This is a genomic window from Pandoraea aquatica (genome assembly GCF_902459565.1).
GTDB classification, from domain to species: domain Bacteria; phylum Pseudomonadota; class Gammaproteobacteria; order Burkholderiales; family Burkholderiaceae; genus Pandoraea; species Pandoraea aquatica.
Window position 1 is genome coordinate 779,815 of record NZ_CABPSN010000003.1, and the last position, 12,808, is coordinate 792,622.

Genomic DNA, 12,808 nt, shown 5'->3' on the forward strand with positions numbered 1-12,808 from the left:
CATTTTCATGTTTTTTACCCTTCCCACGCGTTCGCACGGTGTCGTGAGGTGTCGGTAACGATTAATAAAAAGTACCGAAATGTGTGATAAGGCGCTTTCGCGTTTTATTCGGCGATATTGCTGCGATGGGTAAAAATAACAATGTGATCTCCGAGCCTGTGCCGGTCGGGGATTCGGGGAAAACATGTCGTCCAGTATTCGCTTGCGCCGCGGTGAGCCCGGCGCTCGTCTCGGGTTGTCCACGCTTTGGCTTTTCTGGCTGAAGGTTTTGCTGGCGCTCGTCGCGAGCTTTGGGGCGTCGTCTGCGTTTGCTGCGGCGTGTACGTTCAACTGGAACGCGACCCCGGCGGGGCAAACCCAATATACGGTTACGACGGCTGATCCGAATTTAAAGGCATGCGATCCAACGCTTGCCGGGCTTTACAGCACACCCGGGGGGGCCACTAATGCGGTCGCAGCCGCTGACGGGTCAACGCTTCTGGCCGACCTTTCGGGGACGGGGGATTACCCGTTGAAATTCACGCCGAGCCCGTCGACAACGAACACGAGCTGGACGTTCACGCTGTACGAGCAGTTTGGCGACCCGGTCACGATCAACGTCACCCGCCAACTTGGCGTCCCGATGCCCAGCAGCGTTACCCCCGCCAGTGGGCCGACATTGGGGAACAATGCGGTCGTGATCAACGGGACTAACTTCGTCCAGGGAACCCGCGTTTACTTCGACGCGATTGAGGCCACCGGGGTGATTGTGGACAGTCCGACGCAAATCAGAGCCGTTGCACCGGGGCACGTCGCGGGCATGGTCAGCGTGGGGGTGGTGAGCAGCGGTGGGTCGGCGGCAGGGAGCAGTTTGTATACGTATGTCCCACCGCCGACGGTCACGGGCGTCTCACCCTCCCAGGGGCCTGCTGGCGCCCAAACAAGTGTGACGATTACCGGTACGAACCTCGCCGATGTCACAAGCGTCAGCTTTGGCGGAACACCGGGCACCATCACATCGCAGACAGCCACGCAGATCATCGCGACATCGCCTGCCGGGAGCGCAGGCACCGTCGATATCACGGTCACTTCGACGGGCGGCACGAGTGCGACCAGTGGCGCCGACCAGTTCACTTACGTCAATGTGCCGACGGTCTCCAATGTCTCTCCGAGTTCGGGGCCAACAGGTGGCGGAACGACGGTGACGATTTCCGGCGCTAACTTTGTGGTCGGGAGCACAACGGTGAAATTCGGCACAACGACAGCGACGGGCGTGAGCGTCTCCAGCGCTTCGTCGTTGACGGCCGTCGCCCCAGCCGGTACTGCGGGCACGGTCGACATCACTGTGACGACCGCTGCCGGGACCAGCGCTACGAGCTTGAGCGACCAGTTCACCTATGTCGCCCCGCCCTCGCTCTTGAACACTTCGCCTTCGTCCGGTCCGACGGCGGGGGGTACGTCCGTCACTCTCACGGGCAACAATTTCACTTCAGGATCGACGGTGACGATCGGCGGGACGGCGGCCAGTTCGGTCACGTTCAATAGCGCGACTTCACTGACTGTGACTACGCCCGCGCATGCAGCAGGAGACGCGGACATCGTGGTGACGACGGTAGGAGGGTCAGTGACGCAGGTCGGCGGGTTCAAGTTCATTCCGGCCCCCGCAGTGTCGTCGGTCTCTCCCACGGAAGGGCCGGTTGCCGGTAACACGGCGGTGACGATCTCCGGGACGAACTTCACCGGTGCGACGCAAGTGACGTTCGGTGGGACGTCGGCAAGTTTTGTCGTCGTCAGCGCATCACAGATCACGGCGACCGCGCCACCGAATTCCGTGGGCACCTTCGACATCCGCGTGACAACGCCCGGCGGCACCAGCGCTACCGGCGCCGGCGATCAGTACACCTACACCGCAGTGCCGACGGTCACGTCGATTTCGCCGACGTCGGGCAGCAGCATCGGTGGTACGAGCGTGACGATCACAGGCACCGGCTTCACCCCGTCGTCGACGGTGAAGTTCGGCGGCAACAATGCCACGAACGTCTCTTACAACAGCAGTACGACGCTGACCGCCAATGCACCCGCCGGTACGAACACGGTCGACGTGACCGTTTCGACGTCGGGTGGTACGAGTGCGACTAGCGCCGGCGACAAGTTCACGTATATTGCTGCGCCGACGGTCACCGGTCTGTCGACGAACATGGGGTCGACTGCGGGCAACACGCCCGTGACGATTAGCGGCACGGGATTCACCGGCGCGACTTCGGTCAAGTTCGGTGCGACGAGTGTCGCTTTCTCCGTCACCAACGACACGTCGATCACGACCACTTCACCCGCCGGATCGGCCGGGGTAGTGGACGTCACCGTGACCGGCCCCGGGGGGACGAGCGCTACCGTATCGGCCGACCGCTTCACGTACATCGCGCCGCCGAGCGCAGCGTCGATAACCCTCAACAACGTGCCGTTCAACAGCGCAGCCGTGCCCATTCCGATCGATCTGTCGAATCACATCACCGGTGTAACGGTCGGGACGGCTGCTGCCCACGGGACAGCGTCGGCGACGGGCACGACCCTGACCTACACACCGACCCCCGGTTTCTCCGGAACGGATACGTTCACTTACACCCTGACGAACCTCGCCGGGACATCGACGCCGGGTGCCGTCACGGTCATGGTGCTGCCGTCGACGTTCGCCTATACACCGTCGGCACCCACTGCGGGCACGGTCGGCGTGGCTTACAGCACGACGTCGCTGGCGTCGGCCTCGGGCGGGTCGGGGACGTATCGCTACGAGGTCGTTTCAGGCACCTTGCCAACAGGTCTGACGCTGAGTTTAACGGGGACGCTTTCCGGCACTCCGACGGCGATCGGCACCTTCAGCTTCTCGATCAGGGCCACCGACACCGTCACGACGACCAATCCGCCGGTCACCAGCAGCTCGCTGACCATGACGATCGGCGCGCCGACGATTACGTTCACGCCGGCGGTCCTGCCGGACGCGACCGCTGCCGCCGCTTACACGCAGACGGTTCAGGCAACCGGCGGCGTGGGGCCCTATGCCTACGTGATGACCGGGACATTGCCTACGGGCCTGAGCTTTAACCCGACGACGGGCACGATCAGCGGAACACCGACGCAGACATCGGCGGGCACTGCCGTGACGATCTCGGCAACGGACGCCAACCATTTCTCGGCGACGATCGGGTACAACGTGCGCGTGTTGGCCCCGAATCTGGACATTGGGACCAGTTCTCTCGCCACCGGAACGCTGGGCGTGCCTTATACGCAAAGCATCCCAGTTTCGGGCGCGAACGCGGGCTTCACGGTGACGGCGACGGGCCTCCCGAACGGCTTGCAAGTCACGCAATCCGGCGTCAATTACGCCATCACTGGGACGCCAACCGCAGCGGGAGCATTCTCCGTCACGATCCGCCTCAATGACTCGACGACAGGCACCGGCGCACCGTTCTCCAGAGTTGTCACGCTGCCCCTGAACGTCAACACGGGATCGATGACACTTTCACCGACCACGCTCACCACGCCGGTCGCCGGGCAGGCGTACAGTCAGACGTTCACGGTGTCGGGCGGTGTCGCGCCTTATAACTACACCATCACGTCCGGCGCGTTGCCGGCCGGGTTGACGCTGAACCCCACCAGCGGCGTGTTGTCCGGCACGCCGACGTCGACCGGCACCAGCACGTTCACCGTCACGGTGAAGGATTCGAGCACCGGGCCGGGCACGCCGCTGAGCGTGCTGCAAAGCTACAACTTCAACATCACGGGGCAGGTCGCTTCGGCCCCGGCTGTGCAGACGCAGACGCTCTCCAGTGCCCCCGTCACGTTTCGCGCGACGGCCAATGCCGTGGGCGGGCCGTTCACGCGCATTGCGATTGCCACGCCGCCTGCGAGCGGCACGGCGGTGGTCAATGGCGAGGACATCGTCTATACGCCGACGCCGAGCACCAACGGCGATGTGACGTTTGCCTACACGCTGACCAACGCGATCGGTACGTCCGCGCCGATTCCGGTGACGGTGACCGTGCGTGCCGTGCCGGTGACGGCCGCACCGCAAGAGACGTCCGTCGCCGCCAACGGCACGGCGGACTTCGATATCACCACGGGTGCGACGGGCGGACCGTTCACGGGCGCGAACGTCGTGTCGATCTCGCCGGCGAATGCCGGGACGGCAACGATCATCAGCACGTCGGCGGCGCCCGCCGCTGCGGGTGTCGCGCGCGCCGCAGTCGCCACAGGGAATACGTACACGCTGCGCTTCGTCCCGGCGGCGGCGTTCGCCGGTGTCGCCGTGATTACGTACACGGTGTCGAACGCCAACGCGACATCGGCGCCGGGCACCGCGAAGGTGACGGTCGCGCCGCGTAAAGATCCGACGACCGACCCTGACGTGACCGGCCTTATCGGTGCACAGGTCGAAGCCGCCCGCCGCTTCGCGACGACCCAGATCGGCAACTACAACCAGCGTCTCGAAATGCTGCACGGCAAGGGACGTGCGCCGTCGAGCAACGGGTTGAACGTGGTGCTGCCGTCGTCGGATCGTGGCGCGAGTCGTGACCTCTCGCGTTGTCAGGACATCGCGGGCATCACCGATCGCGACGCCTGTCTGCGGGGCGACGTCAGCCCGACCGCGCTCAGTCAGATGAACAAGGCGAAGAGCCTCGACGTGCGCGATAAGTCGGACAAGAACGCGGGCGTGGGCGGTGCAAGCGGCGTTGCCACCGGCGATGGTCCCAACCTGCCCGGCGAAGGCGAGAACGGCGACCAGCGCTTCGCCTACTGGACGGCGGGTACCGTGGACTTCGGTTTCGCGAACACGGCCGCCCAGCGCTCGGGCTTCAAGTTCACGACCGGCGGTGTGACGATGGGGGCCGACTATCGCTTCTCCGACCAGTTCTCGCTGGGTGCGGGCGTCGGTTACGGACACGACTCGACCGACATCGGCAGTTCCGGTACGCGCAGCACCGGCGACAGCTACAGCGGCGCGCTGTACGCGAGCTATCGCCCGATTCCGGTGCTCTTCGTCGACGCTGTCGCAGGCTTCGGCACGCTGAGTTTCGATTCGCGGCGCTGGGTCATCGATGCGAACGACTTCGCGCGCGGCAAGCGCAACGGGCAGCAATTCTTCGGTTCGTTGTCGGCGGGCTACGAATACCGCACCGACGACTGGCTGTTCTCTCCGTACGGACGTCTGACGGCTTCGCGCTCCACGCTCGATCAGTACAGCGAAACCGGGGCAGGGCTGAATGCGCTCACGTACTTCAAGCAGAACGTGAATACGCTCTCAGGCACGCTGGGCGTGCGCGCAGGTTTCGCGAAGGCCACACGCATCGGTACGTTCTCGCCCTACATTCGCGTGGAGTTGCAGCACGACTTCAACGGGCAGAGTCTGGCGGGGCTGGCGTATGCGGATATCGCGTCGAGCGGGCCGGTGTACTTCGTGCCGGGCAGTCAGTACGGTAGCGACCGTGTGCAAGTCGGCGCGGGGACAAAGCTGCGTACCGGTACGCTCATCTTCGGGCTGGATTACAGCGTGACGACAGGGATGGGCGGATTGCAGCAAGGCTTCCGGTTGACGTTCACGGCACCGTTCTGAGCGTTATCTGAGCGTTATCGTCAGTGGTTGAACAGGCCCGCCGGTCTCGTGATCGGCGGGCTTTTTGTTTTCTGTCACCGCCCCTTCGCATGCTCACCACGCAAGGTCATGACGGCACTGTCCACGCGCGCGACGACCTTGCCGTCCTCGCGTTGGATGTCGCACTGATAGTGCGAGACGGTGCGCCCGCGATGCGTCGCCCATGCGCGCGCCAGCAGGCGTGCATCCCACACCGGACGCAGGAACGTCGCTTTCAGGTCGATGCTCGTGAACGTCTCGCCTTCGCCCATGAGCGTCGAGTGCGCGGTGCCGATGGCCGCATCCGCCAGCTCGCACAGCAGGCCGCCGTGTACGGTGCCCTGCTGGTTGCCGTGAATCTCCGCATGGGTATGGAGTTCGATGACGGCGAGCGCTTCGCCAATTTCCACGATCCGAAAGCCGAGGAATTGCGAGATCGCCGTCGGGTAGCGCATGTGGATGGATTCGTTGCCGCTGAGGGTGCCGTCGAGCAGTCGCTGCAAGTAGGTCAGCACGGGGTATTGCGCGTCTTGGGGGAGGTCAGTCGTCTGGGGCATGGTGGTCTCTTATGACGTTTGCGATCTGTAGTGTCACCACCTAGAATCGGACAATCAAGAAATTGTCCTACGTACAGTCATGACTGATTCCCCTGTTTCCGCGCTCGTCGAACGCCTGTCGGGCGATATCCGCAGCGGTGTGTTGTCGCCGGGCTCGGCACTGCCGACACATCGAAAGCTCGCCGCGCAGTACGGTATTGCGATTGCATCCGCGACCAAGGTCTACGCGAAGCTGCGCGATCTGGGGCTGGTCGTCGGCGAGGTCGGGCGGGGGACATTCGTGCGGGATCGTCCGATGCAGCGCGAGTGGGATGTCGACGACGAGGCGCGGCTGAGTTCCAGTGCCGTGGATCTGTCGTTCAACCATCCGTCGTGGCCGGATCAGAGCGAGTTGCTGCGCGCGACGTTGCGCGAGTTGGCGACGGCCGGGGATCTCAGTGCGTTGATGCATCAGCAGCCACCCGGTGGTCGTCAGCATGAACGCGAGACGGTGGCGGCGTATCTGCGTCGTGCGCGGGGGATCGACGTGTCGGGGGAGCATGTCTTTCTCGTCGGTGGCGCACAACAAGGTCTGGATGTCGTGGTGCGAACGGCGTTGCACCCGGGCGATGCCGTGGCCGTCGACGCGTTGACGTACCCAGGATTCAAGATGACGGCGTCGCTGGCGGGACTGGCGTTGAAGCCCGTCGCGGTGGGGCATAGCACGCGAAGTGGGCATGCGGGTCCGGATCTCGATGCGCTCGAAGCGGTATGCCGTCGCCATGCGGTGCGCGCTATCTACACGATGCCGACGTTGCATAACCCGCTGGGTTGGGTGATGAGCATGGCACAGCGTCGGCGCTTGGTGGAGATCGCCCGGCGTTTCGATTGCCTGATCGTCGAAGATGCGACTTATGCGCATCTCGTTGATCACGCGGGGCCGCCCATCGTCACGCTCGCCCCGGAGCGCACGTTTTACGTGTCGAGTCTCTCGAAGAGTGTGGCGACGGGATTGCGCTTCGGATATGTCGTTGCACCTGCGACGCATGCGGCGCAGCTCAAACGCGTGGCGCGGGCGTCGTACTGGAGTCTGTCGAGCGTGGTCACGGCCATCGCGACGCGCTGGCTGGCGAGCGGTGACGTCGAGCGTCAGGAGGAACGTCAGCGTGCGCAAGCGAAGTGGCGTCAGACGGTCGCCCGTGAGGCGTTGCGCGGTATGGAGGTGGTTGCGCATCCGTCGTCGCTGTTTCTCTGGCTGCCGTTGCCCGAGGGATTGCGCATGGATCGGGTGGCGTCCGCGCTGGCTGCGCGCGGGATCGCCGTATCGAAGGCGCAGGCTTACGCTACGACGCGGCATGCGCCTCATGCGCTTCGGCTGGGATTGAGTTCGATGACTGAGGGGCAGGTCGCGCCGGTGCTCACCGAGGTGCGTGAGGTCATCGAGCGGATGCCGCTGTGATGCGGGCGGGAGGCGGTTCTCCGGCATAGTGGGAATTCGCGATCTTGCTTAAGTTGCGATTCGCAACTATATTGGTTGCGCGGCGCAACTTTTTTGCGTCGCCGTCATGTCTGACGCCATTCGCGACTTGTGTGAGATGCCTTATGGACCTCGTCGATCTGCCCGGTAAGCCCCGCGAAGCGGAGATTCTCGAACTCCGCGATTTCTCCCGAAAACTGGTGCGCGAGCTGGGGTTCATGCGAACCACGCTCGCCGACAGCGACCTCGCACCGTCAGCCGTCCACGCCATCATCGAAATCGGCGCGACGCCTGGCATCAGTGCCAAGGACCTCGGCAATATTCTGCGGCTCGACAAATCGAATACCAGTCGGCAAGTGGCGAAGCTGGAGGCCAGCGGTCTCGTGCGTCGCGCGACGGCCAACGACGACGCTCGAACCTCCGAACTCTCGCTGACCGAGGCCGGGCAGAAGCTGCGGCGCAAGATCGATCGCTTCGCGACGGAACAGGTGTCGAGTGCATTGCGACGTATCGTGCCGGCAGATCAGGAGGCGCTGGTCCGCTCGCTCGCGTTGTATGCCGATGCGCTGGCTAAGGACAATAGTGACAATTCGGCAAAGCGGGTGGACGAGGCCGGGATCGATGTGCAGATTGCGCAGGGGTATCAGCCCGGATGCATCGGTGATATTGCGAGTCTGCACGCGCGCTACTACGCAGAGCACTGGGGCTTCGGCGCTTACTTCGAGAAGAAAGTGGCGATGGGGTTGGCGGAATTTGCCGGGTCGTTGCCGACGGAAGGCAAGGCGCTATGGTTATACGTCGAGAACGGACGCACGCTCGCGTCGCTCGCCATCGATGGGAATCTCGAGACAGGCGTTGCTCACTTGCGTTGGTTCATCGTGGACGACGTGCTGCGTGGCTCGGGTGTTGGACGCCGTCTCATGTCGGCGGCCATGGCGTATGTCGACGCGCGATTCGATGAAACCTACCTGTGGACGTTCAAAGGACTCGATGCGGCGCGTCATCTTTACGAATCGTTCGGCTTTTGTCTCGCTGAGGAAGCGGACGGCGAGCAATGGGGAAGCCGCGTCGTCGAGCAGCGGTTTGTCCGGTTTCGCGCTTGATGATCGATGAGCGCATGAGCGAGACCTGATGCGAGCATAGGCGCCAGTCTCGCTATCCCGTCGCCACGATGACGTGCGCCTGAATCTTCCCACTGACGCGTCCGGCGCCATGGCGCGCGGCAATGACCTTCGTTGCGAGGTCGGTCGCCATCGGAAGCGCCGAGGCATTTCGGGCTTCTATTTCGTTACGGAGTGGCGTGCCGTGGCAGTAGGCGGTGGCGGCGTCGCGCGCGGAAGCGGCATGGCTCGTCTTGGCGTGCGTCTCGATCGAGATGTCAGCGAATCCGGCGCGTGTGAGATCGTCACGGATACGGTTGACGTCGTAATAACCGTGCGGCGTACGCACTAGAAAACGCGGTGGGTCGTCGGGAAAAAGTGTGGCGAGTGCGTCGGTGACTTCGTTGGCGAAATCATTTTCTTCGATGCGATCCCAGACGCTGAAGACGAAGCGCCCACCTGGTTTTAGGACCCGTCGGGCTTGCGCATATCCCTGCGTGCGGTCGGGGAAAAACATCGCGCCGAACTGGCACACGACGACATCGAACGAGGCGGGATCGAATGGCAGGGCGAGGGCGTCGGCCTGACGCCATTCGAGTCGGTCATCGACAGGTTGCCGATTTGCGGCGTAGTCGAGCATCGAGCGGTTCAAATCGGTGACGATGTAGTGCGCATGGGCGTCGAGCTTTGGCGCGAGGGCGCGTGTCACCGCACCGCTGCCAGCTGCCGTCTCAAGGACAGTCGTGGGATGTAACGCTGCGACAAGCGTTGCCGTATCTGTCGCGTAGGCGTGGAAGATCAGCGGAACCATCAGCGTGTCGTAGCACTGTGCGATGGTGCCGGAGAATCGCTTGTCATGGTCGGGCATGATGCGCTCCGCATGAAAACGTTGGCGGTTGTGCCGTTTTCATTTTAGGCGGACGAAGCGCGAACGGTATGTTCTGCCACTGTGAGGGGGTAGAGGCCCGAAAATCGGCGTCGAAATGACAAAAGCTCGTTGACCTTGCGATCAACGAGCTTTTCGTATTTGGTTGCGGGGACAGGATTTGAACCTGTGACCTTCGGGTTATGAGCCCGACGAGCTGCCAGACTGCTCCACCCCGCGTCTGAGAAGAAGAATAATACGGGTATTCTGCGCATTGTGTCAAGCATTTATGACATTAAATTTAAGGCACTCCCGAAATTCATGCGTGAGGTGTGCGTTTTTTAGGCATCCTGCGCATCCTCCGCTCACCACCGGATCGTGACGCCCGCCTGCACGGAATGGCCGAGGGAGGCGGGATTCAGGCCACGTTTGTAGCCAACGTCCAGATCGAGATCCTTCGTCGGACTGTAGATGACGCCGACCAGCGCATAGGCGGGCTTGGTCGACGTCGTGCTGTCGGGATTGGTGGCCAGGCCGATGTCGCCGACGAGGCGCACTTCTTCCGTCACGCTGAAGAGGACAGCCGTCGATGCATTCCACAGGCTCGTGCGATTGCCCAGACCGTTGTTGTTCCACGTGTAGCCGACGTTGGCGAGAAACGTCCAGCGATCGAGGTTGTACTGCATTAACAGATTCGCCCCGGTCGTGGCGCGGCCGTTGCCGAGGCCACGGTCCTGACTGGCCGTCGGGAGAGTGACGAAGGGCTTGAAGCCGAGACTCCATTGCTCCCCTTCGAGGAAGCGCCATTTGGCTTGCAACTGAAGATCGGTGAAGCCGCTGGTCCAGCCGTCGCCGTCGGGGTGCGTGCGCTGATAGGGCGCTTGAATGGCGACGTCGAGATTCGGGAGCACACCGTAGGTCAGTGTGTTGGTCCACTGCTGTTGACGCGATGTCGGTTGCGTCAGCCATTCGCTGTTGAGTTCGAGCTGCCAGTTGCCCGTGTCTTGAGTGCCGGTGTCGTCCGAGACGAGCGGGTTTGTCGCGTGTGCGGCCAGCGGAGCGAGTATCGCGGCGAGGATCAGAAACTTCTTCATCGAAAACTCCGGCGGGGACCTGTTCTCTGAGTGCGGCGTCGTCTTGCTGTGAGTCTGCTGCGGATTGGCTGTGGGCTGTGCATCCGTCTGTCGATTTGCCGGGCGCGCGATGGTTTGCGCAATCGGTCGGCGGGATCGTACGGGCCGCATATGACACCGTCAATCGGATTGCACTGAAAAACCGGCGAACGTGTCGTATTTGCCGATGTATCCCATGTGAAAGGGCAAAGGTCTTGCGTGTTGGTTTTCGGTGTGGTGACGAACGGCGTAATCGTGCAAGCCGCAGCACGTGCGCGGTGGTAGACTTCGGCCCCTTTTTAGCGCGGAATCGCATGCGATTTTCGCGGGCCGTCCCCCGTTCACTTGTCCTTCATGCAAGCTAGAAGTCATCTCATTTTCGGTGTCGGCGCTACGTGGCTGATGCATCGCACCGGCTGGGCCGCCAGTGTTCATGCGTGGCCGCTGACGCTCGTCGGCGCTTTGTTGCCCGATATCGATCATCCGAAGAGTATGTTGGGGCGGCGCATTGCCCCGTTGTCGATGGTGATCTCCGGACTGTTCGGGCATCGCGGCATGACGCACTCTTTGCTGCTGCCCGCGCTCGCCATCGCCGCATGCATTTATGGTTGGGGATATGTGCCGCCGTGGATGCTCGCGTTATGTGCGGGATATCTCTCGCATCTGCTGGCCGACTGGTTGACGCCCTCCGGCATACCGCTGTGCTGGCCGCTTCGAACGCGCTTCCGATCGCCGCTGTATGTGACGACCGGGTCGAGCGCAGAGTGGTGCGTCGCGGCGGCGCTGGCGTTCGCAATGTGGCGTTGGTGGTAGAGGGCATCCGGCGGAGCGCGTTCGACGGTGTCGTTCGTCGAGCATCGTCGCCGGATTGCTAAGGCTGAGCGGTTTGACGGGGTGAGATACCGTCGGTTGACGGTTAGCGCCAGGTCAGCGGTGGCTCATCCATCAATGCGACCTGTTCGCGAAGCTCAAGGATTCGGTCCTGCCAGTAACGTTGCGTGTTGAACCACGGGAATGCGGCGGGAAACGCGGGGTCGTCCCAACGTCGGGCGAGCCAGGCGCTGTAATGCAGCAGACGCAACGTTCGCAACGCTTCCGTCAGATGCAATTCGCGGGGATTGAAGTCGGCGAAGTCTTCGTAACCGGAGAGGACTTCGTCCAATTGACCGGTCATTTCTGCGCGCGTACCGGAGAGCAGCATCCACAGGTCTTGCATTGCCGGGGCCATGCAGGTGTCGTCGAAATCGACGAAGTGCGGGCCGGCGTCCGTCCACAGCACATTGCCGCCGTGACAATCACCGTGCGCTCGTAGCAGCTTGACGTCGCCCGCTCGCTCATAAGCGCGAGCGATGCCGTCGAGCGCAAGGTCGACGATGGTGCGCCAGGCATCGCGCAAGTCGGACGGGATGAAGTCGTTCGTCCACAGATAGTCGACGGGGGTACGGCCGTAGGTGTCGATGTCCAGCGTGAGTCGGTGTTGGTACGGTTGCGTTGCGCCGTGGGCGTGGATGCGTCCGAGAAAGCGGCCGAGCCAGTTGAGCGTGTCCGGGTCCTGAAGCTCGGGGGCGCGACCACCGCGTCGCGGGAAGAGCGCAAAGCGGAAGCCCTCGAAGTGATGCAGGGTCTCGCCGTGAATCTCAAGCGGGGCGACGACCGGGATTTCTTGCTGCGCGAGCGTCTGGGTGAAGGCGTGTTCTTCGCGGATGGCGTCGTCGGTCCAGCGTTGCGGGCGGTAGAACTTCGCGATCAGCGGCGGACCGTCTTCCATTCCCACCTGATAGACGCGGTTCTCGTAGCTGTTGAGGGCGAGCAGACGTCCGTCGCTATAACTCCCAAGTTGTTCCACGGCGGTGATGACCGTGTCGGGGAGCAGGGCGGCGAATGGGTGCTGGGGCGCGTCGGCGCCTTGGGGGAGATCGGTGTTCATGCGCGCTATTGTGCCCAAAGGCGGCGGCGGGTGTCAGAGGGTGTCGAGCGTTCCCTATATATAGAGCGATGTTGGATGCGGTGTGCCACGAACCGAGGAAAATGCGCCTTCTTAAAAATAGTTTCACAAAGGGCTTGCGCTCGTTGTCGAACGTCATTAATATTCCGTCTCTCGCAACGACAGCGA

General features: G+C 62.8%; 8 protein-coding genes and 1 tRNA gene. 4 read left to right on the forward strand and 5 right to left on the reverse strand.

Annotation, left to right across the window (positions count from 1 at the left end; genetic code table 11):
• Window positions 1-511: 511 nt before the first annotated feature.
• A complete protein-coding gene (locus tag PAQ31011_RS14270) occupies window positions 512-5,587 on the forward strand; it encodes an IPT/TIG domain-containing protein (protein ID WP_174990110.1) in 5,076 nt (1,691 codons plus the stop codon).
• A gap of 74 nt (window positions 5,588-5,661) precedes the next feature.
• Here the strand turns inward: PAQ31011_RS14270 and PAQ31011_RS14275 are convergent, their stop codons facing one another.
• Window positions 5,662-6,162 carry a PaaI family thioesterase gene (locus PAQ31011_RS14275; RefSeq protein ID WP_150576408.1) on the reverse strand — a complete coding sequence of 167 codons (501 nt, stop codon included), beginning with the start codon at window positions 6,160-6,162 and terminating at the stop codon, window positions 5,662-5,664.
• A 79-nt stretch (window positions 6,163-6,241) separates the two neighbouring features.
• Between PAQ31011_RS14275 and PAQ31011_RS14280 the strand changes: the two genes are divergently transcribed.
• Window positions 6,242-7,600 carry an aminotransferase-like domain-containing protein gene (locus PAQ31011_RS14280; protein WP_150576409.1) on the forward strand — a complete coding sequence of 453 codons (1,359 nt, stop codon included), beginning with the start codon at window positions 6,242-6,244 and terminating at the stop codon, window positions 7,598-7,600.
• Window positions 7,601-7,743: 143 nt separating this feature from the next.
• A complete protein-coding gene (locus PAQ31011_RS14285; protein WP_150576410.1) occupies window positions 7,744-8,721 on the forward strand; it encodes a bifunctional helix-turn-helix transcriptional regulator/GNAT family N-acetyltransferase in 978 nt (325 codons plus the stop codon).
• 52 nt (window positions 8,722-8,773) lie between these two features.
• On the opposite strand, the gene PAQ31011_RS14290 is transcribed toward PAQ31011_RS14285, so the two are convergent.
• The 3 genes from PAQ31011_RS14290 to PAQ31011_RS14300 form a co-directional block, all read right to left on the reverse strand.
• On the reverse strand, window positions 8,774-9,586 hold the full coding sequence (locus tag PAQ31011_RS14290) for a class I SAM-dependent methyltransferase (RefSeq protein ID WP_150576411.1): 813 nt from the start codon (window positions 9,584-9,586) through the stop codon (window positions 8,774-8,776).
• Between the two features lie 160 nt (window positions 9,587-9,746).
• A tRNA-Met gene (locus tag PAQ31011_RS14295) sits at window positions 9,747-9,823 on the reverse strand.
• A 125-nt stretch (window positions 9,824-9,948) separates the two neighbouring features.
• Window positions 9,949-10,677, reverse strand: a complete 729-nt coding sequence (locus PAQ31011_RS14300) for a transporter (RefSeq protein WP_174990111.1) — start codon at window positions 10,675-10,677, stop codon at window positions 9,949-9,951.
• A 372-nt stretch (window positions 10,678-11,049) separates the two neighbouring features.
• Here PAQ31011_RS14300 and PAQ31011_RS14305 point away from each other — a divergent pair, with 372 nt between their 5' ends.
• A complete protein-coding gene (locus tag PAQ31011_RS14305; protein WP_150576413.1) occupies window positions 11,050-11,508 on the forward strand; it encodes a metal-dependent hydrolase in 459 nt (152 codons plus the stop codon).
• 103 nt (window positions 11,509-11,611) lie between these two features.
• Here PAQ31011_RS14305 and PAQ31011_RS14310 read toward each other — a convergent pair whose 3' ends face one another.
• A complete protein-coding gene (locus PAQ31011_RS14310; protein WP_150576414.1) occupies window positions 11,612-12,622 on the reverse strand; it encodes a serine/threonine protein kinase in 1,011 nt (336 codons plus the stop codon).
• Between the last annotated feature and the right edge of the window lie 186 nt (window positions 12,623-12,808).